Raw genomic sequence first — 26,317 nt, 5'->3', positions numbered from 1 at the left:
GGCTATGCGGAAAAAGCAGAACCCGAAGCCCGGAACCACAGGGTAGAATTTACTAGTTTTTCTTGTAAAAGTCGCCATTCTCAGTAGGTTAGAAACACATTTCCCAAGGAAACACCTATGAAGTACTCCCCCGCGCTATGGTTGGTCGGTTTGCTGCTGACTGTCCCCCAATACCATGTCATGGCCCTTCCAGGCGATGTGGTTGCTGGTTTTTCAAGCGATAGCCTCAAAGGTTCAACGAGTGGAACAGAGCCCGATGTCCGCACGGTGGTGGTCCAGAATGACGGGAAGATGATTGTGGGCGGAGATTTTGTGGTCAGAGTGCCGGTCACCACGACGATCGGCGGGAATTCGTCGGCTTCCGTTGTATTGGTTCTTAAAAACCTGGTTCGCTTGAATTCGGATGGCAAGGTCGATAAAACGTTTTTGGTCCCTGAGGCAAAGTCCAGCATCGAAGCCAACGGGGGGTGGACGACAATCGGCCAGGCAATCACCTGGGGTTTCAGCGGGGTGGTGCGTTCCGTCGTCCTGAATCGTGATACTCCAGCTGTGGGCCAGTTCAAGGTTCTGGTCGGGGGGGATTTCCAAAATTTCGGACAAGTGGGGACTGGCAACGTCAGCTCACGCATCCGCCTGTTGCAATTGGACAGTGATGGCGGACTGGATAGCGACTTCACGCCTACAGGAACGGGAATCAACAACACTGTGCGAGGGTTGCTTTCCATCGATGAAGACACCGTTTTCTCCTATGGCGACTTTACCAAAATCAACGAGACCGCTGTTGGCTACGGGTTTTCGGGCACTTCCGGTGGAGATGCCAGCGATTGGAGCGCCCAAGTCAACGGTCCCATTGACTTTGCTATGTCAACAGTGGATGGACTCTATCTATGCGGTGAATTCACCACATGCAATTTATCGGGAAATGACACTGATACGAGTACGGATCCGGATACGGTCACTCCGTTTTCGTTCAGCTCTGCTGCACCGCGCATCGTGCGGGTTTTTCCTGAAACGTTTTCTTTTCAGCCGGACCCGATTAATACACCCGATCTGACGACTACTTATTACGGGGGCTCGATTGACACCAATTTCCAAGCCCAAGGCACGGGCCCAAACAATGCCGTGCGTTCTATGGCCATGGCAGATGATGACTCGGATATCATCTTGGTGGGGGCCTTTACCGACTACGACGGCAATACCCAAGGTCGCATCGCCCGCGTGGACAATACGGGGGGATTGGTGGGCGGCTTCCCCGCAGCCAATAGCGGGAACTCCGATGGAGCCAATGGGGAAATCACCTCCATCATCCGCTTGTCCGACGACCGTTACCTCATCGCCGGAACCTTCACGACTTACAATGGAATCACCGTCCATGGCATCGCACGTCTGGAATCGGATGGCAGCCTTGACCAAACATTCAGCACCCTGACGGCTCCCCTGACTTCGGGCAAGTTACGCGGTCTGGCCGAATGCCCTGACGGCAGTTACGTCGCATTTGGCAACTTTGTCAGCTACAAGAACAGCAACACCCGGGGGGTGGTGCGGATTCAAGGCGGACGGTTGCCGGTCATCACCACCCAACCCGTGTCGGTTGGGGCCAACCTGGGCGACAGCATCACCCTTTCCGTCGTCGCCACCGACAACCTACTGGGCCTCCCCACTGTGGAAACCCTTCAATTCCAGTGGCAGAGAAATGGGAAGAACATCCCCGGTGCCATCTCCAGCACGCTGGATCTGGGCCCGCTCGGGATCAATGACGGCGGCGCCTACCGGGTGATTGTCAGAACATCATCCTCGTCGATCACCAGCAACACCGCTTACGTCATCCTCTCCAATCCTTTCCTGGGCATCATTCCCTCGACCGGGTTCAATGCCGAGGGCATCGTGGACCCCGAGCCCACCCTCAACAACGACCAAGGGGGGCGGATCACCTATACAGTGGACCGCTTCGGGGCGGTTTCAGGTTCCCTCACTTTGGGAAATGGATCGGCCAAACCCTCGGTCTATCGTTTCACCGGCCAATTCTCCGGCAGCAGCGCCACCATCACCATTCCCCGCGCGGGACTGGGTTCGTTGGTCCTGACGCTCAATTCCATTTCACTTCCCGCTGTTGGCACACCCAAAACGGATTTCAACTTTTCCGATGGCACCAGCCTCCTCAGTGATGGGGCGAACACGGCCGTGGTCAGTGCCTGGAGCAACCGCTGGACCAAGACCACCACCGCCTCAACCTACGCCGGTATTTACAATGTGGCTCTGCAAACGGACGCTGGTGATCTGGCCGCCACAAATTTCTCAGGAACGCGTCCGGTGGTTTCCCAGGGATTCAGCTACTTCACCATGGGTGTGGATCTCAAAGGGCAGGCCCGTCTGGCCGGCGTTCTGGCGGATGGAACGCGTTTCTCAGGTTCCGCTTTACTTTGGGGTGATGGCAAACAATTGGTGGCGGCCCCGGCCACCCTGCCTCTTTGGGTTCCGTTGTACAAAAACGGTGGATCCCTGACTGGAACGCTCAGCATTGATGATGCGCCGGCCGATAACACCGTCGTGGCGGCTCTCACTTGGACCAAGCCGGCCGGACTGGCCAAAACCCCCGATGTGCTCGGGTTTGATGTGGTCGATTTGACCGCTGTCGTCGGCAGCGGACAATACAACATTGCGCCCTTGATCCCCCTTGCGCCGGCCACCAATGTGACCCTCAACTTTGATGATGGTGTATGGACGGCCCCCAACGGAGGCCTCAGCGCTGCCTTCAGCCAGGGATTTTCCATCCTCAACCTCAAATCCACCACCGTGCTGCCTTCCCCCAAGACCGTGACACTCAATTTCAATTCCAAAACCGGATTGTCCACCGGCGGGTTCGTTGATGATGGACGGAAGGTCAAATACCAGACGATCACCCTGACCGTGGGCGGTCTGCGCTTCCGCGGAAATTACTTCATGCCCAACTCAGCTGTCCTGCAGGACTATCTGGTGGGCGGCAGTGTGAGCAACTGAGGCTTGCCGGAAACTAAGCAACTGTGGGACGACCTGGCTTCTCAGTCATTTCCGAGAAACTCTGGATTCTCCTGCCCCTGGTGCTCGCGGCTGTGGCGTGCGTCCTGTGGATGGTGCCCCGTCCCTCTGAAACCCGTCTCCTATCGTCCAGCCCGGCCGCTGGCCCGGCTTCGCAAGTTTCCGCATCACGCCCGGTGACACCAGCGGACGATGGAGCATCGTCCCTTTACACACGCCAGGAGAAAGATCTCTCCGCCCTGATCGTTTCATCCCGCAGCACGGAATCCAAGGCAGCCGAGTTGCTCCGTCTCCTGCCAGAATTGCCCGGCGACATCCAAGAGCTGGCGGCCCGTCACCTGGCCAATCTGGCCAGCGATGAGCAGATGATGCAGGCTGTCCGATTGATGGCAGATCCCCGCATCCAACCACCCGCACAAGACGCCATCTTGAACGGAGTGTACAACCGCGACCCCCTGGATGCGGCGGCGTTGTGCATTGAAATCCTGAAAAACGGCCCGGAAACAAGATTCCTCGAAGCAGAACGCACCCTCTCTGTATTGCTGCAAGCGGACCATGGGCGCGACACCGCGGCGTGGACCCGGGAATGGAAGGCCGCCCGTTCCAATCCACCCAACAAGCCAAGCAGATGATCGTTGTCTGGGTGAATAAACGGGAATGGAAAAAGCCCGGACCGATCGTCCATATGGCTGTCCATAATGCCCACAGCTTTGCCCAGATTGGTCTGGAAAGTCACTTTGTGGTCGGTGAAGGCGTTCCGTCGGATACGACTGATGATTTGTCCGCCTTCTACGGACTTGAACCATTGCCCTCCTTTCATGTACATCGGAATGCCCGCAAAAGCGTCGTTTTTTTGTCTGAAAGCTCCTCCATCTTCCGGGCGGCTGCACGTCTGATACTCGATTTGTCCCGGAAAGACCGGGTTGCGGTTTTCACCCGGGACGATGGGTTCCTGCCCCACCTTTGGCGACTGGCCCGGCGGCCCTCGATCCGTGGATTTTACGAATTGCATGACTACTATGCGGACCTGTCGTGGAGAGAGGGAAGTGTCCCCTTCAGGAACCGCCGCGAACAGTTCATGGAGCGGGTGTTCCTGCCCCGGATCAGTGGAATTGTCTGCATCTGTCACGAGCAGGAGAAACTGTATCAGAAAACATTCCCCGGTATTGTCTCCCTCTCGCGACCATTGGGCACCAAACCCTTCCCGGACGCGGATCCCGAAGCCAAGAGGCTGCAAAGAACGGTGGTGTATGTGGGTCATACCCAGAAATTCAAAGGTTCAACCTTCATGGCCCAGGCTGCGGTGGCGTTGGCACGAAGGAACATCCGCACGCTGTTCATGGGCGGGTATAAGGAGAACTCGGAAAAACTGATCGGCCCCGCCCAAAAAGCCGGCTACGGAGGAATGGTGGAAAGCAGGGCATTCCTGCCGCCCAAGGAAATGCACCGTATCCTGGCCGAACGTGCCTCGGTCGGTGTGGTGATGCTGCCGGACACGTTTTACAACCGTCACCTCACTTGCCCGGTGAAGGCCCTGGATTACCTCTCACATGGCATCCCGGCTTTCAGCACGGATCTTGCCACCACCCGCGAGGTGCTGGGTGAGGCGGGTATTTATCTTTCTGACAGTGACCCCGAGCAGTTTGCCGGAAAAGTGGCCGATTTGCTGGATGACCGGGCGGGTTATGCCCGTGCCGTGGAACGAATGAAAGCGAGGGCCCGTGACTTGCAATGGGTCCACCGGGCCCGTGACCTGGTACAATTTTCCACCGAGGCCTTCGGAAACGGAGTTCGATGAAGGCTGGGGTTGTCTTCCTCAAGCAGCTGGGGGATCTGGTCCTCCTCCAGCCGACCCTCTCGGCACTTTCCAGGGTTAGCGGACATAACATCTCGCTCCTTTGCAAGCCGGGTCTGGCGCCACTCATGGAGCTGATGCCCGGAGTGGATCGCAAGTATTCTGGTTCGGTAAAAACGGATAGACTATACTGTTTCGAGAACGGTTCAAAGGCGGCCTGGCTGGCCTGGCGTTGGCGGGCCCGGGCGAAAACGCTGCTTCTCAGCAAAAAGGAAGAACAACGCTGGTTTCACCCCTTGGTGTTCGGGGAAATCCATCAGGACAGTCCCAACGATTGTTATCGTGCACAATACTACTGGCGCAATGTCACGGCACTTCGGGATATGGCCTTTGAGTTTCCGCGCCTGGAGGTGCCCCCGGAAAACTGGTCGGATGGATTGGCTGTTCCATCCCGGCCCTGGCTTTTGGTTCACCCGACCTCCGCCTGGAAGAAGAAATGCTGGCCCGTGGAACGGTGGGTGGATTGCCTCAATTCCATTCATGAGCGCACGGCCTGCACACTGGTGCTCAGCGGGGGTGTCACCGAGTGGGAACGTGGCCATTGCCAGGAAATCGTGGGGAGGGTCCGTGCTCCGATCGTCGATTTGTCCGGAAGAACCAGTTTGAAGCAATTGCTCTGGCTGGTGGAAAAATCGAAAGCCGTCGTGACGGTGGACGGCGCGGTTGCCCATTTGGCTGCCGCGTGGAACCGCACCTATCTGGCGCTATTTGGTCCAACCAATCCACTGCACTGGTTCCGTCCGGACGCTTCGGGTCGTCTCATCCAAGCCTCGGCCTACCTGCAGCAAAAAAGACCCCCGATGGAAGCCATTCCGACTCCCCCCGTGCTCGAGGAGATCAACGGCCTGCTGAAATCCTTCTAAAAAAGACAATTAAGATGAGCATGTTCAAGACGTTGTATGGCCCTAAATTCTGTCCCGGCGACCACCTGAATTCCCTACGCCCCTGAGGCCATCACGTGAAAACACTTACCGTCCTCTTCACCTTCAACCGTCCGTTGCTGTTGGATAACTGCCTGCGTTCCTTCTGGAAGTTTGCCCCGGGAAACCCGCTGCTGATCCTGGATGACGGTAGCGACGATCCCGTGCAAAAAGATGTTCTCAGCAAAGCCGCGCTGCAGGCGGACACGCGTGTGGTGAAATTCGAACATGATCGGAATCGTCGCCTGGGCGGGCTCTATGCCAACATGGCCTGGTCCTACCGGCTGGCGCTGGATGAAGGCATGGATTACGTTCACTTCCTCCAGGACGACCAACAATTTCTCTGGCATGACCCTTCCTTCTGGAGTCGGTGCGACGAGCTCTTCCAGCATTGTCCGTCTGCCTATGAATTGACTCCCGGGTTTGACTGGTTGATTTTTTCCCACGTCCACCATAAGCGCAGCCAATGGAACGCCGAAGCCGGTTGTTGGAAAAGACTCAACAGTGCGTTCATGGCTCCCGGTGTATTCCACGTGCCCCGCATGCACGAAAATGGATGGGTGTTTGCCGAATCCGAAGTGGCGAACCATTTGCAGGCGAGGGCAAAGGGTTTGGAACTGATTGCCTCGCCCGCTCCATCTGTGGGAAAGGTTCCCTCTGCCCCGGTGCGCCATGCGGGAAGAAAACACCGTAAAGAAATGGCGCCCAGGAAGGAATTCTACCTCCTGCCACTCGATGAACAGGCTTTAACCCAACTGTGTCAGGTGCCGAAATCAAGACCCCCGCTCTACGAGGAATACTGCATTCCGTGGGGTTGGCGGGCTTGGGCTCCATACCATTACTCGAATAACCTGGTGAAGCATCTTCAGAACCTCAGAAGATGGATCAAGGGCAATCATTTCCGTTCGTGGCCTTATCGTATCGGGACGGAATCCCGGAAGGCATGATCATGAGGGAGGTCTTCTATTTGTTTGCCTCGAAGGTTTCTGAAAAAGGTCTGGGCTTGGTCGTGCGCGAACAATTGCGTGCGCTGTCGGAAGCCCGCATCCGCGTCACCCTGATGTCCCGCGGGGGTTTCGAGGGAAACAACATCAAGCCCCTGACCTGGCGCCACACACCCGCAAACGCCCTCTCTTGGCTGCCATCCCAAACATACTACTGTGCCCAATTCCGTTTCTTTTCACTCATGGCCGCACAACATCTTCGACGCCACGCAGGACGTTATGATGCCTGCATTTGCTGGAACCGCCAGGGAATGGCCCTCCTGCCAGTCGCGCATACCCTGGGTGTCAAAAGTTTTCTGAATCACCCAAGCTGGCACCATGATTACCCTCCGGGTGCGTCGGGCTGGGTCGATCATGCATGGCCCAGGTTCAAGAGACGGGACTTCGACCGGCAATACGAACTGGCGGACCGCATACTCGTGGCGTCCGCTCAAGCAGAGCGGACATTTCAAGCATGTGGGGTTCCCTCCGATAAAATCATACCCATCGGGCGAGGGGCGGATTTGGACGAATTCACCAGCCCGGAGCGTGCCTTCCGTCCCTTCAGGGTCATCATGGTGGGAGAGTTGGGAGAGCGCAAGGGGGTGATCGAAGCATTGGAAGCTTGGAGATACGCGGCATTGCCCGAAGCGGAGTTTTGGCTGGTTGGCCATTTGCCCCATGAAACGGAAACGAGGGTCCGCGCAGTTGCCGCCGCCATGCCTTCGGTCAAAATCATGGGATATCGCAAAGATGTCGGACACCTCATGGCCCAATGCCATGTGCAAATACTCCCTTCCAGACGGGAGGGTTTGGCTAAATCCCTCATCGAAGGCGCGGCCTGTGGCTTGGTCACGCTGGCGACCCGGGAGGCCGGATTAGAAATCAAGGAAGGGGATACCGGCTGGTATATCAAGCGAGAAGCCAAGCAAAACAATGGAGAATTAATGCGGCGCTTGTATGCTGATGAGCCTGAGTGGCGGCGAATGAGCAAGCTATCAACGGAAGACGCCCGTGCGAATCATACTTGGACGGCCTTCCGTCGTATGTTTTTGAAAAGTATTCAAGAAGAGGTGAAATGAGAAATTGCCGAAACCTGCTGATGATCAACCACCGGTTTCAGATGGGAGGTTCGCCGACCAGTCTCGCAGATCTCGCGCATGAACTCAGGGCGCGAGGCTGGAACATCACCATAGCTGGTGGCGAAGGAGGCCCGGTAGCAAATCGGCTTGAGAAAGAAGGATTCAATTGCTGGATTATTCCGAAAGAAGGATTCTGTGGTTGGAAAACGATCCTGGGATATATTCAACTTATCCGAAAGGAGGGTGTATGTCTGGTCCACTTGAATACCCTCACATCCTATTTCAAGTACCCGGCCATGGCCGCCCGTATATGCGGGGTGCCCGCAGTGTGGTGGGCCCGGGAAGAGTTGCAGGCCAAACGTTGCCGGAGATTGTTTCCTTGGATCAAATTTCTAAGCTCAGCGCTGGTGGTTGTATCAAGTGAACAGGAAAATTTTGCCGTCCAATCCACGATACTAAAGTCCCATCCTGTCCATGTGATCCTCAAGGGGTTGGATGCGGCCGCCCTGCACAAAAAGGCGGAGCAGTCAGTAAACAGGAAAATTCCCCAAACCAGGCCCTGGATTTTGTTCATCGGCCGGCTGGAAGAACGCAAATCTCCCCATGTCATTCTGGAGGCTATGCACATGCTTGATAAAAAAGGCATGTTATTGGACCTGGTCATCATCGGTGATTTGCTGGAGGGCGACGAAGATTATAAAAAAATGTTCCGTCAACTGTTGACCCGATTGGGCTTGGTGGACCGCGTCCACGTGATGGGAGTTTTGGACAACCCGCATCCCTACTTCAAATTGTCAAGTTTGATGGTCCTGCCCACAAAGTGGGACTGCGCGCCCAGAGTGGTCATGGAAGCGATGATTCATTCATGCCCGGTGGTGTGCACTGATATTCCGGGCAATCATGATCTCATTACTGAGGGTGTTACAGGCACGATGTTTGTTCCCGGGGATTCAAGTGCCTGTGCGTCCGCCATCGAAAAAGTATTAAACGATGATAAGATGCGGATGGAATTGACCCATAATGCCCGAAGGCATATGGAAACCCAATTTTCTTTGCCTGCCACAGTGGACAAAATAGAGGCATTGTACGCAAAAGTGTGAACTATGTAAGCCGTAGGATGTAACATCAGATAATGGGCTACCTGATACTATACGCAGTGCTGCGCGGTCTTTTTTTTCCTTTTCTAAAGAGAAGCAAAAAAGGGGGCTTGGCCCTGCTGATTCATACGGGAAAAATAGGAGACTATGCAAATGCGGTGTTTTTGCTGGAAAAAGTCGCGCCAGCGGACGTCCTCTTGGACCGGTTGAATGCCCCTTTTGTATCGAAGGACCAAAGAATTCGAAAAGCCTGGTTCCAACAAGACTATAAGGCAAACATCTGGAAAAAATGCCGCCTGGCTTGCCAGCTCTATTGTCAGGGATATGAACGAGTTTTCATAACGACCCCGAACCAACTCAATTTGTTCTGGGGTCTGTGTGCCTGTGCAGGATCAACCTCCGCGCTCGATGTGGGATGGGGGATGCGCATATTGTTGAAAATCTGTGACCGGGTCGTGCCACACGATGTCCATACGCCCACCATTGATTCCTATTTGAAGTTGGCGGACGGCCCCGGTGGGGAAAGGCCTGTGGGTCGTCTCTTCACTGATTGGAACGAGGATGGGGTCGTGGAACCGTTGAGGCAGGCTTCACGTCCACGGGTCGGTGTCTCTCTTTGCACAGGAAATGGATCCAAACAAATCCCCGTTGAAGAATGGGGCTGGTGGTTCCAGTGGCTGAAATCCATGGGTGTCTCCATCGTGGTCCTGGGCACTGAGCCGGAACAGGTCTTCTTGGATTCCGTTTTACAAAATTCGGCATTACCGGCATCTGCTGTGTTGAATCTGCTGGGTGCGGTGCCCTTGCGCGACCTCCCGGAAAATATTTCACAATTAGATATCCTGGTATCGGCCGATAGTGGTCCGGCCTATCTGGCGGGTCTGCGGAACGTGCCTTTGGTGCTTTACGCCGGCCCTTGTTATTTGCCCGAACAACAACCACAGGGAAACAATCATCACATCGTTTCCCCCCAAGCCCCCGTAGAACGTTACTCCTACATTTTTGACGCACTGCACAACGCGGATTGTGAAACACTCTACAAAACAAATGTGGAAGAACGCCGCCGGATGATGGATTTTGTCAGAAGAGTGATCCAGAAATAACACGCAATCTTCAGCGCACATCATGAGAATTGATTGGATAGATAAAAAAATTCAACTGCGGGACACTTGTAAACGTTGGTTGAACCGCAACCAAACAGGCGTCCTGTTTGCCGGTTCCGGCCTCAAATCCGCAGTCGTGATTCCTTGCGTGGGTGAGGATTACGCCAAAGAGGGTGAACTGGCCTCACACCATGCCAGAAAAGCCCTTCCAGATGAAGTGGAAGTGCGATTGGTGACGAATCTCCCGAGGGAAGCTTTTGGAAATCTTCAAAGTGGTGTTGTTCACGATTGTATCAAACTTCCCGCTAGCGATAGATCGCACTACAGACAACTTTGGCAAAGTCGGATGGTAAAAATAAGTGCCCCCTTACGATCGACTGCGGACTTGGTGTTGATGATCGACTCTGACCTAATGCTCCTTCAGTGCCCGGTCATTGAACTTGAATCACGCGCACTTTGCGGGGTTTTTCGCTCTGGTCGCGCATTCAGTCGAATCAAAGAGTTAAAAAAACGATGCGGTCTCCCGGGTCTCTCGGATCGAAATTATCGAATGAAACACATGAATAGCGGATTTTTGGCAGCTAGTCGAGAAACTTGGAAAATATTAGTGCCTTATTGGGTTGGTGCTTATCAAAAATATTGGGATGTGGTCGACTGTAAGGGGTGGCCACCCACCGATCAGGTAGCCTTGAATACCGCCATCGATTCCAGTGGAATTCTAGAGACCTCTTTGAGTATCTGGCATAATTGGCCGGTCTCTAAGCATTGGAATGATGACATGAGTCAGATTCCCAAAAATGTAATTGGTGCACACGGGGGATTTCCACTTTCGGAATGGGAGCGACGCATTCTTGACCCAAACTCCTCTTTGGCTTTTCAGACTCAAGCGAACACACGCATATCTAGATATGAAGATAAAAATGCCTGACCACTACGTCTGGAAAGGCTCGTCTTGGAAAGTGGGTGCCAGAGCAAGCTTGCATTTCCTGGAGTGATCCAAGACAAGCGTGCCCGGATTGTCCCGCCTTGGCCGGGCGACGGTGGAAGGTCCCACACCGCCTTGGGTGCTCAGCACGTTTCAATCAATACCGGAATGGCTCTAGGCTGATAAGCCACAGGATACCCAATCAGGTATCCTCTTCGATTGTTTTTTTGTGCTTTGCGTAGTTAGTTTTATTGGAACTTGGAAAGGGACGAAACCAAGGCTTACGAACAGACAAAAATCGACATAATTCTGTCCACCCGTGTCCTTCTTCCCAGCAAAGTTCAATCCAGCGTCCTTTTGCAAAGGTAGAAAGGTAGTCCCTGGCCTCTTTGTTGTAAGTCTCATATACTTTGGTAAAAAGTGAAATATCCATCGAGTCAACGGCTTCCTGGCCATATACTAACATACGTTTCTTGTAAATATCGGAGCCTTTTAAGGGTCCCTTAGGGTAGTGGCCACCCCTCTCCATGTGCGTAATCATACTCCTCTGCCAAGCACTAGCCGAAATTCGTTTAGTAAGAATGAAAAGGGCATCGGGGTACTGCTGATTTGCCCATTGATAAAAAGGAGCACCCGTGGATGGCAGTTTGGGCCAAAAAAATGGGTTATCACGTAGAAAGTTCCAGGGCTCTAAAATTTTCGTAAGTTCACCAGGATGCACACCCCGCGAGATTCCTTCTAAAAATTCCAGTCTATAACCGACTGCAGGTATATTGTGAAATCCCAAATACCGCATTGCATGCGCCAAGCTTGTAGTTCCAGACTTCTGAAAACCAATTCCGAATACCTTACGACCGGTGACAAGGCTCATATACTCCTTTCAGATACGTTAATACTTGTATTCAAACAACTCAATTTCCCTGTGAAATCGCTCGGCGATCGCGGCGCGCGTTCGCGAATTATAATACTGCCGATAATCAAGTCGTATGGTTGAGTTGAGACATGGCATGGGTCGGAAGGGAGCGTTTATTTTGTGGCAAATAGCGGCCCAATCCGAGTTAAACGTCTCAACTTTTCCCACGTAATCAACAATAATATCCCCATTTTCGGTGACCCAATCCAGCATGTTTCCTTCCAGCTCATTGAGCTTGAATCTCCCGAAAGGAGAGAAAATAAAACTTTCAAAATTTGATAGCCACTCACTGCTTCCAATTCTATCTTTAAAAGTGGGATCATGAGAAGCTTTCTGCACCCACCAGTTATATGAGGAGACCATCAGGTCCCAAGGGTTGCGCACAAAGGCAAAAGAAAAATGGCGATTCCATGTTTCGTCACCCAAATAGGACTTTACAGCTGTGGCCTTGAGATGTTTAAAGCGCAACTTGCGAATGCTCCTGGGATACTCCGTGTCGATCGTCTTGGGCAGCTCAAAAAGAGCGCGACTTACGCTGGTGCCGGCCGTTTTGGGAATATGAATGAAAATGCACTTATAATCGTGGAGTATACGTTTGTTGTTGTAAATGCGTCCTTCTCGGCCGTTCTTGGCGCAATTCAATGCCTCACGCAACATGTTTTTGCCATATACCGCCAGTCGAGAAGGGTAAAACTTTATCATTCTATTCATGAATAAACTTATTTGATCGGCATTTGAGTTGGGACAATAAGACAGAATGAATGACGATAGAAACAAACCGATGCGGTTCCTGGGGAAAATCAGCCTTCGATTGCCGACTTCAAGAAAAGGAGAAGAAGGGCTTCTGGTTTGAAGATTTACCAGCAAAACAAGAGAAAGTCATAGTTCAATTGGGATTTGGGTTTGTAGAAGGTCATATCTTTGCCAGCAAAAACAATGACGGGTACTGCTCCTGAAATCAGTCGTTATTGGTGCATGCAGAAGTGGAACAGACTAGTGATGTAATGGAGGGGAGAGCGAAACAGTCAAACCTTGGTGGCTCGCCAAGTTGGCGAAGAGGCCGTCTTGTTGAAGTAAGCCAGCAAAGGTCCCATCCTGGATGATCTCCCCATCTCGCAGGACGATGATTCGGTCAAAGTGCTTCAATGTTCCCAAGCGGTGGGCGACGCAGAGAACTGTGCTGTCCCGGCTGAGGGAATCAATTCCAGTCTGGACTGCGGCCTCAATTTTGGAATCGAGTGAAGCGGTGGCCTCGTCGAGCACCAGGATGGGGGCTTTGCGGACAAAGGCCCGGGCCAGACAGATGCGCTGACGTTGGCCCCCGGAAAGCAGAACACCCTGTTCGCCGATGACGGTGTCGTATCCATCGGGTAACTCACGTATGAACAAATCGGCCTGGGCCAGCCGGGCGGCTTCCATCACTTCATCGCGGGAGGCCCCCACGCGTCCCATGGCGATGTTTTCCGCAACGGAACGATTGAAGAGAAGGGTTTCCTGGCCGACGAAGGCCATTTGCCCGCGAAGCCAGGCAAAAGTGACATCGCGAACATCGTGCCCACCCAGCGTGATCGAACCGGACGAGACATCGTAGAAACGACCGAGAAGGTTGATGAGTGTGCTCTTCCCGCCGCCGCTGGGTCCGACGATGCCCACGCGTTGTCCGAACGGAATGCGCAGGTTGATACGCTCGAGGATATTTTTTTCTCCGTATGAAAAGAACACGTCCTGGAAAACGATATCCCCGTCGAAACGCGGAGGAGAAACGGCGGCGGGTTTCTCGCGGATCGTGGGCTCCATCAAGAGGGTTTCACTCAACCGCTCCAGACTGACGCGGGAAGCCTGGTAACGCATGTGGAGGTTGCCCAGCTTGCGGATCGAGCCGAAAGCGAGAATCATCGCGGTGACGAAGCCGGCCAGATCGGACATTTCCAAGCCCGACCAGATGATGTACATGATCACGCCGGTTACTCCGATCATCGACATGACCTCGATCACCGGGTTGAGCAACTCAGTGGCGCGCGTGGCGCGCATCCCATGGCTGATGGATTTGCGGTTGAACTTGCGGTATTCTTCCAGTTGCTGGTCTTCCAGGGCGAATGCTTTGACAGCGCGCACATTTTGCAGGGCTTCCAACAATATTCCCGTCTGGGCCACGGTGGCTTTACGGAAGCTTTTCTTCGAAAGGCGCACTTTCCGGCCGAGGATGATGGCGGGCAGCAGACACATGGGCATGAAGATCACCGCGAAAAAAGTCAGTCTGGGGTCGCTGTATATGAGTGCGGCCAGGAGGGCCAAGAGGGTGAGGGGTTCCTTGATTGCATCGGTGAGGCTGGCCTCGATACAAAAATACAATTGCTTGGTGTCCACCTTGACCCGCTCGATGATTTCGCTTCGTTTGGTGGTGTTGAAGAAATCAAGGGAAAGACGCTGGATGAGGGCCATCATTTCGTAGCCCATGTCGGCAATGAGCCGGGTACCGACCCACTTCAAGTAATAGGTGCTGGAATAATTGAGGCTGCCCCGTATCACCGCCAAGAGGGGCAGGATCAGGAATCCCCCAACACACTGCTTCCAGTCCAAGGGTACCCCTTTGCGCGGCAACCAATCCGATGTGTGCTTGTAGATTTCACGACCGAAAGCCTGCAATTGCGAGGCGGGCCGGGGCAGGGAAGATGACGCTGCAACAACTTTCTGCTCTTCAGGCTGAGGGCTGACGCGGTTGACCAGATCCTTCGCGGCGAAGACCATCAATCCACTGAACATGGCATAAAGGGACGCCAGCAAGACGCCTGTGATCAAGCGCGACTGGTAGAGACGGATGTATTTCAGGGCCAGGCCAACATAAGGAGGCAGGCGGAAGGGGGCCTTCTCAACCGGGAATGGGGTCTGTGCGGAACGCGCCATCACCGTGCCAAGTCGCTTGTGAAGCCCACTGCTGTCCGGCAGTCAAATAAAGAGAGGGGGATCACAAAAGAATCAGGTGCAGCGCTTATCACCGCACAAAGGTATACCCTACGAAACACGGTTTGGAATGGCAAACCCGATTTTGAAGTTCCGTGCTTCGGTCGACCGGTCCTATGATAAACAAGTCCCGTATAATCCCAACTTTGGTCGCTGTCGGGGACGACCGGGCCCGGGTTCGATTTCAAAGGAGAAAGGTTGGCGGGGGCGGCAGCCTCCCGCTCCACTAGGTGGGTGGATCATGCTGCCACGGCCGTGCCGGCTGGGGGGACGTGCCCCACCTGGCTGATCTCATCCCATCCGATTCCTGCATACGGCCGCACCGAAACCACCGAGTTCGTTCATATCCGGTGCAACGCCTTCTCCATCAAGAACAGATTTGGTGCGTTTTCTCTCGCGGGAGAGGAGTCATTAGGGACAGTCGCCTGGAGGAGGAAAAACCGGGGACCACGTCGCCGACCCGGTGATGCGGGAGATCTAGCAAGACCCTATTATATCCTTATGCCCAATAAAAAAGATGAAGCGGGATGTGGGGCGAACGCACTCGGATCAGGCGACGATCCTGAAATCCGCCTTGTTCCGTTATTCGGTCTTACTGGTAAAAGATATCCGTTCGGGCACCACTGGGGAAGGTTCCGGGTTGCAGGGACGACCTGCGCCGCTTGAAGGTGTGGCTCGCCGGGGTGTGAATGCGTTCGCGCTTCCCACCCCGCCTGCCCTGTGGCAGAACATCCCGATGGCGGGCATATCGTTATTGCACACGGAATGGTCCATGGGCTGGGGCGGACAGGAAATCCGCATCGTCCAGGAAATGCGGGAGTTCCGGCGTTTGGGTTACCGCGTACGGTTGGCCTGCCGTGCGGGATCGCGCATCGGCGAAGAGGCCACGAAACTGGAATTCCCCGTCGACCATCTGCCGTTCCGTGGGCCCGCGGATCTCTGGACGGCTTGGCGGCTGAGCCGCATGCTGCGCGCCCACGGGGTGCAGATCGTTCACACCCACAGCTCGGTTGATGGCTGGTGCGCGGGAATGGCCGCACGACTGGCCGGTGTTCCGGTGGTGCGCAGTCGGCACCTTTCCTCGCACGTCCGCGGCGGGCTCAATGCCCGGCTTGTTTACTCGGTCCTGGCCGACCGGGTCATTTCCAGCGGAAGACACATCCGCGAGCAACTACTGGCCGCAGGGGCGGGCGATCCCTCAAGACATGTCTCGGTTCCCGCAGGGGCGGACGAAGCCCGCTTCCATCCCGGGGTGGATGCCGCCCCCGTGCGGGCGGAACTCGGATTGCACCCCGGCGACCGCGTGGTGGGCATGGTGGCGGTCTTGCGCAGCTGGAAAGGCCACGAATTCTTCCTGCGCGCCGCCCGTCTGCTCCATGCCGAGGACCCGGGTATGGTCTTCCTCATCGTCGGTGACGGGCCGACCCGGCAGAACATCGAGCAATGGATCCGGGAGTGGGACCTGACCTCCTGTGTGCGTCTCCTGGGTCACCGCGCCGATGTGCCCGAATTGATGAAAGCCATGTCCGTGTGCGTCCTGCCCTCGCTCAAGAACGAGGCCACGTCCCAGGTGCTCCCCCAGGCCATGCTGGTCGGCACGCCGGTGGTGAGTTCGAGCGCGGGTGGACTGACCGAGGTGGTGGAGGACGGGGTTCGCGGGCGGGTGGTGGAACCCGGTGACCCCGAGGCGCTCGCGGCGGCGATCCGCGCGGTATTCCGGGACCAGGAGGCGACCCGTGTGATGGCGGAGGAGGCGCGGCGATTTGCCGTGGAAGAACTGACTTTCCGCCGCCAGATCGAACGCACCGCGGCGGTTTACGATGGATTATTGTCGCTGAGCGGCTCGTAAAGGGTGACCGCGGGGTTGATCCCCGGGAGGCGTGTGTCGGGATGGGGCCGCCACAAGAAGGCCGGTCCGCAGGCCGCCTGCACGGCATCCGAAACCAGCACGGTGGTGCCGGTTTCCTTGTTGGCCGATTCGATGCGGCTGGCGGTGTTGACCGTTTCACCGATGACGGTCATGCGGCGGCTTTCCGCTTGTCCGATGCCGCCGGCAATGACTCTTCCGTAATCGATGCCGACCCCGATGGCGAGTTCCACCCCGTAGGCATGTGCGAAATAGGGTTTGCCGGAGGAGGCCACGGCCTGGCGCATCTCCACGGCCGCGCGGGTGGCCCGGAGCGCGGGATGGTCGGTGTTCTCCATGTGCTCGAAGAGGACCATGAGGCCGTCGCCCATGATGTTGTTGATCATGCCCCCATGACGTCCGAGGATGGCTCCCATGGCTTCATAGTGGCGGTTGAGGGCATGGACGATGTCGTAGGGGAGCATGCGCTGGGACATGCGGGTGAAGCCACGGATATCGGAGAAGAGGACAGCCAGGTGTTTTTCTTCGCCCACCGCCTCGGGCCATCCGGAAGGCAAAGGGGATGTGGCCAGGCGGATATCGGTTTCGTCCAAAACAAGACGCCGGACCGTCATCGGTCCGGTCGGCCTGATTTGACAAGCCAGGCGGACGTCTCCGGCAAAGCCCAGTCTTTGGGTGAGTGCGGCTTCGGCTGGCCCGGGCGGGTGGCAATGGTTCCCGCCCTCAAGGATCATGACGCGGCAGGTGGAACATTTCGCCTCGCCCCCACAGGCATGGGTCAGCGGAATCCCGTGACGAAGGGCGGTTTCCAAAACAGACAGGCCCTGGGCGGAGGCGGTGGTGTTGTCTGGCAGAAATTGAACCGGGTGCATGGGTTGGAAAATCCTGGGAGGTTGGGGCGCGCGCACCAGCATAGGCCAGCGCGGGAATTTGTGCGACACTCGATCTTGTGCGACGAGGCCGGTGGATCAATCCGGGAACGGATTTGGTGCTGACGAAATCCAACCGTGCTCCCAAAGTTGGGGCATGCCCACCGACGCCCTCTCGCTTCCCGGTCCGGAGGGACCGGTCTTTGCCCTCAATGACGCATGGATGCAAAAAGGGGTCTTGGCATCACGGCAGGGCCGACGCGGGCGTATCATGCTGCCCATGCACCGCCGGGCCGAGGGGGTGCAGCGCATGGTCAACTTCGTCCAGCCGGGTTCCTACATCCGGCCGCACCGCCATCCGCTTCCGGGAAGGATCGAATGCGTGGCCGTCATCCAGGGTTGCATGGGGCTGTTCGAATTTTCCCCGGAGGGAGAAATCCTGCGCGGTTGGCGCTTGGAAGCGGGAATGGCCGGAGCCTGCCTGGCGGACATCGATGCCGGTGTCTGGCACACCATGGTCGCCCTGGCCCCGGATTCGGTCATGCTGGAAATCAAAGCGGGACCCTACGATCCCTCGACCGACAAGGAATTCGGCGCATGGTCCCCCGCTGAGGACAGTCCGGCGGCGGCGGATTATCTCCGCCGCCTCGAGTCATTCTTTGACCGTGAACGGCAGGATGCCGATCGGTAGGACTTCGTTGTTCTCGTCGGGTGCCGGGGGCGCGGTGCGGGTGCGTTCGGCCACGACGGCGGCCTGGATGCGCTTGTTCGGGATGCGGCGGAGGCTGCGGACCAGACCCAACTTGGAGAAGGTCCAGATGAGCCATTTGGTCGGATCAAACTGCCAGGGGCGGACCCCGTTGCGGTAGTCGCTGGGGAATTCGTGGTGGTAGTTGTGGTAGCCTTCCCCGAAGGTCACCAGGGCCATGATCCAACTGTCCTTGGCGCTGCAACGGGTCGAGTAGGGTTGGTCGCCGATGTAGTGGCAAAGGGAATTGATGCAGAAGGTGGAGTGCTGGACGGCGACCACGCGGGCCACGCCGCCGATCAGGAAGGCCCCCAGGGCGCATTCCCAGCCGCCCCAGAAATAGCCGATGATCGTGGGGAGGACGAAAGCGACAAAGGCTCCGATGAGGTGCCAATTGCGGTGCTGCCAGCGCACCAGGGGATCCTTGGCCAGGTCGGCCACGTTGTCGTAGGGGGGCAGGGGGCGGAGCTTGAACAACATCCAGCCGAGGTGCGACCAGAGCAAACCCTTGCTGGCGTCGTAGGGATCGTCGTCGGTGTCGGTGTGTTTGTGGTGGCGGCGGTGGTCGGAGGCCCAGTCCAGGACGGAGTTTTCGAAGGCGGCGGCCCCGAAGACCAGGGTGAAGAGGCGGATCGGCCAGGTGGCCTCGAAGGCGCGGTGGGCGAAGAGGCGGTGGTAGCCCAGGGTGATGCTGAGGCCGGTGGCACAGAACATGACCAGGAAGAGGGCCACATGGAACCAGCTCAGGCCGTACGTGAGGATGTAGAGCGGTACGCCGGTCAGGGTGAGAAGGAAGGTGCCGCCAAGGAAGGCAAAGGTCACCCACTCAACGCGTTCGAAGGGAATTCGGGACATGATATGGTTTGATTCTAAAGAACTGTGGGGTATCCACAGAGTTGGCTGATATCATGGCAGACCCTGTCCCGATTGCAAGGAAGACCGTAACCCCCCGACATCAGGCCGATGTTCGGCGTATCCGTCATGACGATGCCATGATTCTGTCCCAAGATCCTACGCCTGCATGAACCGCCAGAATCATCATAACGGGTGGACACGTCGCGAATGGGTGGGAATGGGCCTGGGAACCGGATTCCTGGGAGCCTTTGGTCTGGCCGGTTGTTCCACCGTCCCACCTCGGGCCCGGAGCGTCATCTTCCTGGTGCCCGATGGAATGAGTGCGGGCGTGCCGCCGCTGGCCGAGGCCTTTTCCCAACGGGTGCGCCAACGCGGGACCCATTGGCACCGCCTGGTGACCGGCGGCAAAGCCACCCTGGGGCAGTTCGACATGGCCTCGCAGAATTCCCTCGTGACCGACTCGGCCGCCGCCGCCAGTGCCTGGGGTTCCGGTCGCCGGGTCATGAATGGCGTCATCAACCAATTCCGCGACGGCACCCGGTTGACGCCGCTCCTGCCACTGCTGCACGAGCGGAGGGTGGCCACCGGCCTGGTCACCACCGCGCGCATCACCCACGCCACGCCGGCCGGGTTCTGTGCCAGCGTCCCCCAACGCGATCAGGAAGACCTCATCGCCCTCGAGTACCTGCGCCACCAGCCCGATGTCCTTCTCGGCGGCGGTGCGCGCCATTTCCAACCGGAAACACGGAAAGAGGATGGCCGCGACCTGGTGGCGGAAATGGCCGCGCTCGGTTACACCACCGTGGTCGACCGGGTGGCCTTGCGCACCGGTGCCGCCACGACCGCGCGGCGACTGTTGGGCCTGTTCCAGGCCGACCACCTGCCCTACACCATCGACCACCGTCAGGACGGAGCCCTGCTGGAAACCGTGCCCTCCCTCTCGGAAATGACCGATGCCGCGCTCTCGCTGCTGGCCCGCCAGGACCGGCCCTTCTTCCTCATGGTGGAAGGTGCCCGGGTGGACCACGCCGCCCACGTCAACGACGCCGCCGGCATCCTCTGGGAACAACTGGCCTTCGACGACGCCCTGGGCGTGGCCCTGGCCTTCCAGGAACGCCGTCCCGACACCCTCATCGTCGTGGGCAGCGACCACGGCAACGCCAATCCCGGCCTCAATGGCATGGGACACGGCTACCGGGAAAGCACCGGATGCTTCCAGCGATTGGAAAGGGCCACCGCCTCGGTCGTCAGCATGCTGAAGGAATTGCGGGCCAACCCGTCGGTCGATGTGGCCGCGGTGGGGCGGGTGGTGGAGGCCGGCACCGGCTTCCGGCTCAATGCCGTGGAGTGCCGCGCCGTTCTGGATGCGCTCCAGCAGAAGCCCCTACGCGAACTCGACGGCCAGCAGGCCAACCCCCCCGGCATGCTCGGCCAGATCCTCGGCAACTGGACCGGCATCGGCTGGACCGGCGTGACCCACACCTCCGACTGGACCCAGAGCCTGGCCCAGGGTCCGGGCCAGGAAGCGTTTGCCGGACTGGTGGCCAACACCGGGGTCTTCGAGCGCTTTGCCGAAATCTATGGCATTGCGCAGCGCAATCCCGAGGACACCCAAGCCCCGGAAATCACCCTTCCCGCGGAACGGGCGATCGCGGATCCGACCGGCTGATGCCAGCGCCAGCCGGCGTGTCTGTTGAATGATCGGCCACTCGTGCGCCCCAACCCCGGGATGGAGAGAACGGGCACGAGAATGAATGCGATTGAGATTGCGAGTGCGAGAATCGAGTAAACGAGCAGCCCCATCCTTCCTTCGTCTTCTCTGCGGCTCCGCGCGGAACCCACTATTTTTTATCCGGCTGGAATTCCGCCCTTTGGGGCACTTGGGCCGTGCCGTTGCGCAGGGCCTCCATGTAGGCCTGCAACTCCGGGCGTTTGTCCGCCGGTGTGCGGCGGAGGGCCTTTGGGAAATGCTTTTCCGCGGCGGGGATGTTGCCCATGCACACGTAAAGCACATAGAGGATGCCTTCATGGGCCCCGGGATCACGCGGGTGGTTCTTCAGGATTTTTTCATACTCCGCCTGGGCATCGGCGTAGCGGCCCTGGGCGATATACCATTCCGGCAGTTTGTAGAGGGCGGGCGGGGTGTAGGTGCCCGCGGGCATGAACAGGCCGTCGATCACCCCCAGCAGCCACCGCCCGAGCGGCATGACCAGGAAGCCCGCCGCTCCGGCCACGCAGGCCAGTCCCCCCGCTCCGTAACCCAGCGCGCGGTAGGGTTCCTGTTCGGAATCCACCGGGATGTGGAACAACCACCATCCAGCCACCAACAAGACGATCACCGCCAACCCTTTGAGCACCGCATTCATAGATTTTCCTCGCACAGACCGACTGCCGCGGCCTGCTTCCGCATCGTCCGCCGGGAGACCAGTTGTATCCGGATCAGGGAACGGCGACCAAACGGGCGTTGTGCGCCCCGGCCGCGGCCTTGAGTTCGTTTTCGGCTTCCTGGCAAAGCTGGGCCTCGTAGGCCTTGGTACGGGCGTTGGCGCTGTTGATCGCCTGCTGGCGGGCACTGTTGCGCGCCGCCGCCGCGCGCTTCTCATCGCTGCGACCGACATTGTAAGCGATGATCCCGCCGAGCAGGGCCCCGGCTCCGGCACCGATGGCCGCCCCCTCGCCGTCTCCCGCGGCCGCGCCGATGCCCCCGCCGACAGCTGCTCCGGACAGGACCCCGATGCCGGTTTTGGTCGGGGTGCCGGTGCCGCTCCGGCCCCGGGTGTCGGCCGCCGCAGAAGGCACGTCGCTCATGGCCTGCGAGCGGAACGCAGCCACGCGCGATTGGATGTCGATCCAGCGGTCGGAGGCCAGGCGCCGGCTTTCCGCTTCCTGTGCCGCCGCCGCCTGGATTTCGGCCTCGGTGCGGAGGAGGACGTGCCGGCGTCCGGGCAGGGCCAGCAAACGCGACTCGTAGGCGTTGTTGCGAAGATAGACGATCGGATCGGCCTCACCCGCCGACCAACGGCCCCCCGTTTTGATCAGGCGTCGCACGGTCCAATACAGCTCCCGGACCTCACCGGCCTGGATGACGGGGCGGGCTTCGGTGGTGGCGTAACCCAGACCCGCGGGCAGGCCGGGGGCACCGATCAACAACGGGGTCCATTTGCGCAACGGTCCGCTGGCGTCTTTGTCGGGAAGCAGCGACACCACCGGCACGGCCAGCAAGGTGGAGTTGCCCCGCAGGCGGACGCGGTAGGTCACCTGGAGTCCGTCGGGCTTGGCCGCCCAGGCCACCGTGTCAAAACCCTCCAACGACCACCCCGCGGGCAGACTGCGGGAAAAGTCCGCCGCGATCGTGCGTTCGGAAGGGAGGGAAAACCATTTGTCCCACAGGCCGGGAGCACTTCCCTCGACGGGTGGGGCGGGCACCTCGGTCGAACCGACCTGCTCCAACGCCTTCTGCCAGGCCTCGAATGTCGGGGCGGCCAGGGGCGTCCCGGAGACCGGCTGGGATTGTGGTTGTGGTATGGCGGCCGGGGGGTTCGCATTCGCGGACGAAACCGCTACCGGGCCGGGCGAACGGGTGACAAAGAAAAAGACCAGGCCACCCACCAGCAACAGGAGCAGGAAGCCGAGCACCGCCACACCCAAACCAATCACCCCACCGATGATCCAAGGGGTTTTGTCCGAGGGCTTGGGCGATGGGGAATGCGCGGGCGGGGGAGGGACAGGCGGTAGGGATGGGTTTTCCATAGATGACCGGCTTGGCCAAACTGTATACCCCCCACCCTGCAGATTCAAGCCTCAAGCCTAGGCCCAAGCCTGCAAACCGGACTTATAGCCTATCCGGATCGATACGGCAGAAATCGCGCAGAGTCGCAGAGACGCCGAGTAGAAACGTAGCGGATGGGGGAGAAATGGGATTTCATCCAACGGTGACCAGAAGAATGAGCCTCAGCATTCCTTTCTACCTTGGTGTCCTCTGGGCTCCTGGAAGCGAGAAAACGGGATCCGTAAGTGCCAAGGGATGGACTCAATTTTTGCGACGGTTTTTTCGGCCCGCTTCCTCTTCCTGGCCTTGGTTGGTTTCTGAAACGGATTCGGCATTTTCATCCAGAACCGCGACTTCGCCCTGCCGGGCCTTGCGGACAAAGACCAGCTCGTCCAACTCGAGGTAATAGGGCGAATTGCGGCGGTTGCCCGGGGTGGCCCGGAATTCCCGCACCCGCCCGGTCACGCGCACCACATCCCCCTTGCGCAGGCCCACCAACACCCCATTGATGGCATCGGATTTTTCCGCGACGACGGGCAAATGGAGGCTTCCCACGGTCAGGAGGGAGTTTTTGTCCATGTCAAAGCCCGAGGCTACCACGTAATGCGGAAGATTGGGGACGATGCCAAGGTAGGGGGCTTCATACACCACATGTTTGTTTTTGTATGCTTCCGTGTTGATTTTGAGCTCGGCGTAGCGGACGTCTTGGATTTCGGCCGCAGGCAAAAGGGGAACCAACGCGCCCCCCAGAAAAACGAAAACGACAGCCCCAAGAATCGAAGTCGGCATCATGTCCATAAAACCTCTTTTAAAGGGGAAAGTTGCACAGGAAAGGCAAAAGCCCGATGCTGCCCGCTGTGATCCAGCCGAATCCCCCGCCCGCCCGCCGCGCCCTCGTCACCGGGGCTTCCAGCGGCATCGGCGCCGACTGCGCCCGCGCCCTGGCCGCCGCCGGTTGGGAGGTCTGGACCACCTACCGCACGGGCGAAGCCGCCGCGGCCGCCCCCCACGGACGGGGATTGGTCCTTGATCTCGACGAACCCGATTCAGCGACACGAATGGTGGCGGATTTTCACGCCCGCTCCCCCAGCGAACCCGGTCTCGATGCCTTGGTGCATGCGGCCGGTTATGTCCAGCCCGGACTCCTGGCCTGGCTCGAGCCCGCCGACCTGCGCCGCCAATTGGAGGTCAACACCGTTGGCGCCCACGCCACCACCCGGGCCCTCCTGCCCGCCCTGCGTGCCCGCCGGGGACGGGGAGTCTGGATCAGCTCGGTCAGCGGACGCGTCTCTCTTCCCGGTATCGGCGCCTACGCCGCTTCCAAATTCGCCCTTGAAGCCCTGGCCGATGCCTGGCGCATCGAATTGGCCGGCGATGGCATCCCGTTGACGCTGATCGAACCCGGCCCGGTGGCCACGCCGATCTGGGACAAGGCCGACCGGGCCATGGAACCCTTCCGCCAACAGGCCGGGCCCGGTTTGCTCGCCGCCATGCGCGGGCGGATCGAGGATGGCAAACGGGAGGCCATTCCCGTGGCCGAAGTCACCCGGGCCGTCCTGCGCGTGCTGGACCAGAAACGTCCCCCGGCGCGGGTGATGCTCAGCCGCGAGGCTTGGGCTGTGCGTCTTCTGCGCTCCCTCCCCGACCGCGTGCGCGACGCCCTGGTGTTACGCCAATTCCAATCCCTTGTGAAGGCAGGCAACAATCCATCCACCTAGCCCGCCAGTCCAATCAACCCATCCACCTTTCCACCCTTCAACTCCCCCACTCCCTACCTCCCAGCCTCCCCCATGGTTTTCGATCCCTCCCCCCTGCGCGCGCTCTTTGAGGACGGCCGCGAGCGCGGCCTCCATGCCGGTCTCCAGCTCCATGTCAAACGGGGCGAGGACGTCCTCCTGGATGTCGCCTGGGGCGAGACCGGGGATGGATCGCCCCTCACTCCCCAAACGCGCCTGTTGTGGATGTCCTCGGGCAAACCCTTCACCGCCGTCGGCCTGGCCCGGTTGGTCGAAGGCGGGCAACTCTCTTGGGACGACCCCGTGGTGCGCTTCATCCCAGAATTTGCCGTCCACGGGAAAGAGGCCGTCACCCTGCGCCACATCCTGACCCACACCGGCGGCTTCCGCCAGGCCGACCTGACCATGGAAACCGACTGGACCCGGCTGGTGGCAGCCGTGGCCGCGGTCAAGCCCGAGCCCGGTTGGGTGCCGGGCGAAAAAGCCGGCTACCATTCGGCCGGCAGTTGGACCATCCTGGGCGAAGTGATCCGCCGTGTCACCGGGCGCATGCCTGACGATTGGTTGGCGGAAGAAGTCTACGCCCCGTTCGGTTTGGCATCGGCCAGTCTGGGCCTGCGCGATCTCCCCGGTTTCCCGGTTTCCCAGATGCAGTTGTCCGAGAACCGCGTGCTCAAGGCCCATCCCATCTGGAGCCACGAGGCCCACCGCCGGGCCTGCTGGCCCGGCAGCACCACCTTCGCCACCGCCCGCGACCTGGCCCGGTTTTACCAAGCCCTGCTCGAAGGCGGGCGTGGGGTGCTGTCGCCGGAGACGGTCAAAGAAATGACCGGCCCGCAGCGCGAGGGCCTTTACGACCACACCTTCAAGTTCCCCCTGCGCACCGGCCTGGGGTTCATCCTCGATTCCAAGACCGACGTCGTCTCCTGGCACAGCTACGGGTATGGGCGCTACGCGTCGCATGACACCTTCGGCCACGGGGGGAACCAATCGTCGGTGGCCTTTGCCGATCCCGGGTCGGGCCTGGTGGTGGCGGCCGCCTACAACGCCATGCCGGGCGAACTCCCCCACCAGGGCCGTATGCGGGCCTTGCTCGAGGCGGTCTATCAAGAAGCGGGATTGGGCTGAGATTTTCTCACCGCAAGTCGGAATCATACCAAATGGAATTGAGTGGGCGTAAAAGTGCCTTACGGGAGGGCGAAGCTCCTGGCTCCCCCGTAAGCTTTCGGGGTTGAGCCGCCCTTGGAATAGAGACATCAAACCGGCTCGGCAGGAGCCTCGCCCTCCCGTTTATTCTGACGCTCAGTCATTTTAATTTGGTATAAGGCGTTTGCAACACAGACGGCACAGAGGGCTGATACATCCAATCACCAGGCATGTGGATTCAGGCCCTGAAAGAACGAAGCAGAGTCCTCAAGGGACTTGGCGTGCTTGTGGTGAAAACGAATCCCCCAGCATTCTTATTCCCTCTCGACAGACTAGAGCACTTTCCACTTAATTAGCTTCGTAGTTGGCATGAGAGAAGAAGTTGGCACAGTGCTCCGGGGTGAAGGATTCGATGGCTTCTTTGAGGGCTGAGATCAGCTCCTTCCAAGTTCTGGCCGATGCTTTGCGCAGAA

The 26,317-nt window shown here is 58.4% G+C and carries 22 protein-coding genes; 14 read left to right on the top strand and 8 right to left on the bottom strand.

All coding sequences use genetic code 11. From position 1 onward, the window contains the following. The first annotated feature begins 117 nt into the window (after positions 1-117). The 9 genes from SFU85_06440 to SFU85_06400 all read left to right on the top strand — a co-directional run bounded on the left by SFU85_06440 (position 118) and on the right by SFU85_06400 (position 10,983). Positions 118-2,997 carry a hypothetical protein gene (locus SFU85_06440; protein ID MDX6766412.1) on the top strand — a complete coding sequence of 960 codons (2,880 nt, stop codon included), beginning with the start codon at positions 118-120 and terminating at the stop codon, positions 2,995-2,997. Positions 2,998-3,020: 23 nt separating this feature from the next. Next, positions 3,021-3,647 carry a hypothetical protein gene (locus tag SFU85_06435; protein MDX6766411.1) on the top strand — a complete coding sequence of 209 codons (627 nt, stop codon included), beginning with the start codon at positions 3,021-3,023 and terminating at the stop codon, positions 3,645-3,647. Positions 3,648-3,868: 221 nt separating this feature from the next. Further along, positions 3,869-4,813: a glycosyltransferase gene (locus SFU85_06430; protein ID MDX6766410.1), complete on the top strand. Its 945-nt coding sequence runs from the start codon at positions 3,869-3,871 to the stop codon at positions 4,811-4,813. Next, positions 4,810-5,733, top strand: a complete 924-nt coding sequence (locus tag SFU85_06425; protein MDX6766409.1) for a glycosyltransferase family 9 protein — start codon at positions 4,810-4,812, stop codon at positions 5,731-5,733. Before SFU85_06430 ends, SFU85_06425 begins: the two co-directional genes overlap by 4 nt. Positions 5,734-5,828: 95 nt before the next feature. Next, positions 5,829-6,737, top strand: coding sequence for a glycosyltransferase family A protein (locus SFU85_06420; GenBank protein MDX6766408.1), 909 nt, complete (start codon positions 5,829-5,831; stop codon positions 6,735-6,737). Next, positions 6,698-7,855, top strand: coding sequence for a glycosyltransferase family 4 protein (locus SFU85_06415; GenBank protein MDX6766407.1), 1,158 nt, complete (start codon positions 6,698-6,700; stop codon positions 7,853-7,855). Before SFU85_06420 ends, SFU85_06415 begins: the two co-directional genes overlap by 40 nt. Before the next feature lie 20 nt (positions 7,856-7,875). Further along, entirely contained in the window at positions 7,876-8,955 is a 1,080-nt protein-coding gene (locus SFU85_06410) for a glycosyltransferase family 4 protein (protein MDX6766406.1), read from the top strand. Positions 8,956-8,987: 32 nt separating this feature from the next. Continuing rightward, entirely contained in the window at positions 8,988-10,055 is a 1,068-nt protein-coding gene (locus tag SFU85_06405) for a glycosyltransferase family 9 protein (GenBank protein MDX6766405.1), read from the top strand. Between the two features lie 22 nt (positions 10,056-10,077). Then, positions 10,078-10,983: a hypothetical protein gene (locus tag SFU85_06400; GenBank protein MDX6766404.1), complete on the top strand. Its 906-nt coding sequence runs from the start codon at positions 10,078-10,080 to the stop codon at positions 10,981-10,983. 199 nt (positions 10,984-11,182) lie between these two features. On the opposite strand, the gene SFU85_06395 is transcribed toward SFU85_06400, so the two are convergent. The 3 genes from SFU85_06395 to SFU85_06385 all read right to left on the bottom strand — a co-directional run bounded on the left by SFU85_06395 (position 11,183) and on the right by SFU85_06385 (position 14,797). Continuing rightward, a complete protein-coding gene (locus SFU85_06395) occupies positions 11,183-11,851 on the bottom strand; it encodes a sulfotransferase (GenBank protein ID MDX6766403.1) in 669 nt (222 codons plus the stop codon). 18 nt (positions 11,852-11,869) lie between these two features. Continuing rightward, complete coding sequence (locus SFU85_06390; GenBank protein ID MDX6766402.1) at positions 11,870-12,604, bottom strand: sulfotransferase family 2 domain-containing protein; 735 nt, start codon at positions 12,602-12,604, stop codon at positions 11,870-11,872. A 282-nt stretch (positions 12,605-12,886) separates the two neighbouring features. Then, on the bottom strand, positions 12,887-14,797 hold the full coding sequence (locus SFU85_06385) for an ABC transporter ATP-binding protein (GenBank protein ID MDX6766401.1): 1,911 nt from the start codon (positions 14,795-14,797) through the stop codon (positions 12,887-12,889). A 742-nt stretch (positions 14,798-15,539) separates the two neighbouring features. Here SFU85_06385 and SFU85_06380 point away from each other — a divergent pair. Further along, entirely contained in the window at positions 15,540-16,703 is a 1,164-nt protein-coding gene (locus SFU85_06380; GenBank protein ID MDX6766400.1) for a glycosyltransferase family 4 protein, read from the top strand. On the opposite strand, the gene SFU85_06375 is transcribed toward SFU85_06380, so the two are convergent. Beyond that, positions 16,670-17,593 carry an adenylate/guanylate cyclase domain-containing protein gene (locus SFU85_06375; protein ID MDX6766399.1) on the bottom strand — a complete coding sequence of 308 codons (924 nt, stop codon included), beginning with the start codon at positions 17,591-17,593 and terminating at the stop codon, positions 16,670-16,672. The two genes, SFU85_06380 and SFU85_06375, sit on opposite strands and share 34 nt — an antisense overlap. A 154-nt stretch (positions 17,594-17,747) precedes the next feature. On the opposite strand from SFU85_06375, the gene SFU85_06370 reads away from it, so the two are divergent. Next, entirely contained in the window at positions 17,748-18,281 is a 534-nt protein-coding gene (locus SFU85_06370) for a WbuC family cupin fold metalloprotein (protein ID MDX6766398.1), read from the top strand. On the opposite strand, the gene SFU85_06365 is transcribed toward SFU85_06370, so the two are convergent. Further along, positions 18,243-19,193: a fatty acid desaturase gene (locus tag SFU85_06365; GenBank protein ID MDX6766397.1), complete on the bottom strand. Its 951-nt coding sequence runs from the start codon at positions 19,191-19,193 to the stop codon at positions 18,243-18,245. The genes SFU85_06370 and SFU85_06365 overlap by 39 nt on opposite strands. Before the next feature lie 166 nt (positions 19,194-19,359). Here SFU85_06365 and SFU85_06360 point away from each other — a divergent pair, with 166 nt between their 5' ends. Further along, complete coding sequence (locus SFU85_06360; GenBank protein MDX6766396.1) at positions 19,360-20,862, top strand: alkaline phosphatase; 1,503 nt, start codon at positions 19,360-19,362, stop codon at positions 20,860-20,862. Between the two features lie 172 nt (positions 20,863-21,034). Here the strand turns inward: SFU85_06360 and SFU85_06355 are convergent, their stop codons facing one another. The 3 genes from SFU85_06355 to SFU85_06345 all read right to left on the bottom strand — a co-directional run bounded on the left by SFU85_06355 (position 21,035) and on the right by SFU85_06345 (position 23,688). Further along, positions 21,035-21,559, bottom strand: coding sequence for a hypothetical protein (locus SFU85_06355; protein ID MDX6766395.1), 525 nt, complete (start codon positions 21,557-21,559; stop codon positions 21,035-21,037). A gap of 73 nt (positions 21,560-21,632) precedes the next feature. Then, a complete protein-coding gene (locus SFU85_06350) occupies positions 21,633-22,943 on the bottom strand; it encodes a glycine zipper domain-containing protein (protein ID MDX6766394.1) in 1,311 nt (436 codons plus the stop codon). Positions 22,944-23,223: 280 nt separating this feature from the next. Continuing rightward, positions 23,224-23,688: a hypothetical protein gene (locus SFU85_06345; protein MDX6766393.1), complete on the bottom strand. Its 465-nt coding sequence runs from the start codon at positions 23,686-23,688 to the stop codon at positions 23,224-23,226. A 119-nt stretch (positions 23,689-23,807) separates the two neighbouring features. Here SFU85_06345 and SFU85_06340 point away from each other — a divergent pair, with 119 nt between their 5' ends. Continuing rightward, positions 23,808-24,680 (top strand): SDR family NAD(P)-dependent oxidoreductase, encoded by an 873-nt coding sequence (locus SFU85_06340; protein MDX6766392.1) that lies wholly within the window; start codon positions 23,808-23,810, stop codon positions 24,678-24,680. Between the two features lie 72 nt (positions 24,681-24,752). Next, complete coding sequence (locus SFU85_06335; GenBank protein ID MDX6766391.1) at positions 24,753-25,826, top strand: serine hydrolase domain-containing protein; 1,074 nt, start codon at positions 24,753-24,755, stop codon at positions 25,824-25,826. Positions 25,827-26,317: the final 491 nt, after the last annotated feature.

It is taken from the genome of Candidatus Methylacidiphilales bacterium (genome assembly GCA_033875315.1).
GTDB lineage: Bacteria > Verrucomicrobiota > Verrucomicrobiia > Methylacidiphilales > CAZTYG01 > JANRJG01.
The sequence above is the reverse complement of the archived record's forward strand: the minus strand, read 5'-3'. Positions and strand labels throughout refer to the sequence as shown.

Coding starts and splice junctions, on each gene's coding strand:
- SFU85_06405 (MDX6766405.1), top strand. CDS start 8,988: ATGGGCTACCTGATACTATACGCAGTGCTGCGCGGTCTTTTTTTTCCT.
- SFU85_06390 (MDX6766402.1), bottom strand. CDS start 12,604: ATGAATAGAATGATAAAGTTTTACCCTTCTCGACTGGCGGTATATGGC.
- SFU85_06440 (MDX6766412.1), top strand. CDS start 118: ATGAAGTACTCCCCCGCGCTATGGTTGGTCGGTTTGCTGCTGACTGTC.
- SFU85_06395 (MDX6766403.1), bottom strand. CDS start 11,851: ATGAGCCTTGTCACCGGTCGTAAGGTATTCGGAATTGGTTTTCAGAAG.
- SFU85_06400 (MDX6766404.1), top strand. CDS start 10,078: ATGAGAATTGATTGGATAGATAAAAAAATTCAACTGCGGGACACTTGT.
- SFU85_06350 (MDX6766394.1), bottom strand. CDS start 22,943: ATGGAAAACCCATCCCTACCGCCTGTCCCTCCCCCGCCCGCGCATTCC.
- SFU85_06410 (MDX6766406.1), top strand. CDS start 7,876: ATGATCAACCACCGGTTTCAGATGGGAGGTTCGCCGACCAGTCTCGCA.
- SFU85_06375 (MDX6766399.1), bottom strand. CDS start 17,593: ATGCACCCGGTTCAATTTCTGCCAGACAACACCACCGCCTCCGCCCAG.
- SFU85_06360 (MDX6766396.1), top strand. CDS start 19,360: ATGAACCGCCAGAATCATCATAACGGGTGGACACGTCGCGAATGGGTG.
- SFU85_06355 (MDX6766395.1), bottom strand. CDS start 21,559: ATGAATGCGGTGCTCAAAGGGTTGGCGGTGATCGTCTTGTTGGTGGCT.
- SFU85_06370 (MDX6766398.1), top strand. CDS start 17,748: ATGCCCACCGACGCCCTCTCGCTTCCCGGTCCGGAGGGACCGGTCTTT.
- SFU85_06340 (MDX6766392.1), top strand. CDS start 23,808: ATGCTGCCCGCTGTGATCCAGCCGAATCCCCCGCCCGCCCGCCGCGCC.
- SFU85_06335 (MDX6766391.1), top strand. CDS start 24,753: ATGGTTTTCGATCCCTCCCCCCTGCGCGCGCTCTTTGAGGACGGCCGC.
- SFU85_06365 (MDX6766397.1), bottom strand. CDS start 19,193: ATGTCCCGAATTCCCTTCGAACGCGTTGAGTGGGTGACCTTTGCCTTC.
- SFU85_06385 (MDX6766401.1), bottom strand. CDS start 14,797: ATGGCGCGTTCCGCACAGACCCCATTCCCGGTTGAGAAGGCCCCCTTC.
- SFU85_06425 (MDX6766409.1), top strand. CDS start 4,810: ATGAAGGCTGGGGTTGTCTTCCTCAAGCAGCTGGGGGATCTGGTCCTC.